This is a genomic window from Calderihabitans maritimus (assembly GCF_002207765.1).
Lineage (GTDB): Bacteria > Bacillota > KKC1 > Calderihabitantales > Calderihabitantaceae > Calderihabitans > Calderihabitans maritimus.
The window spans coordinates 1-486 of sequence record NZ_BDGJ01000029.1 but is presented as its reverse complement, the minus strand read 5'-3'; the positions used below and the strand labels follow the sequence as shown (position 1 = coordinate 486).

At 50.0% G+C, this 486-nt stretch carries 1 protein-coding gene; it reads left to right on the top strand.

The window, feature by feature from the left end; genetic code table 11:
* The coding region (locus tag KKC1_RS03865; RefSeq protein ID WP_192868066.1) for a UPF0236 family transposase-like protein at window positions 1–486 on the top strand (486 nt) is incomplete at both ends.

Sequence of the window (486 nt, the reverse complement as noted above, 5' to 3'; positions counted from 1 at the left end):
GGTAGCGCTGGCAGCAGAGATGTCCTATCGCAAGGCCCAAGAAGCCCTAGAAGAAACATTAGGTGTAAGGATAAGCCATGAAACCATAAGGCAATACGCCATTCAGACCGGGGAACACCTAGGCAAATGGGATGGGCCCACGGGGCTTGACGACAAAGGCGACAAGAAAGTCCCCCTTTTGGTTATAGAAGTAGATGGGGCCCTAGTCAGCGAACAACGGCGGAGGAAAGAAAGGAAGAAAAGGAAAAAGAGGAAGAAAGGGAAGGAAAAATTCGAACTAAAGATAGCCGTAGTTTACGAAGGGTGGGAGATAAACGAATACACAGGGGAGGCACATCTTAAGAATCCCTTGTACTTTGTACATGGGGGCAGTGGAAAAGAATTTTGGGCAGCTTTAGAGCGCCACTTAAGGAGGATATACGACTTAGAAGGTTGCCAGCGGGTCATCGTAGGCGGAGACGGGGCGGGATGGATAAGAGAAGGGGC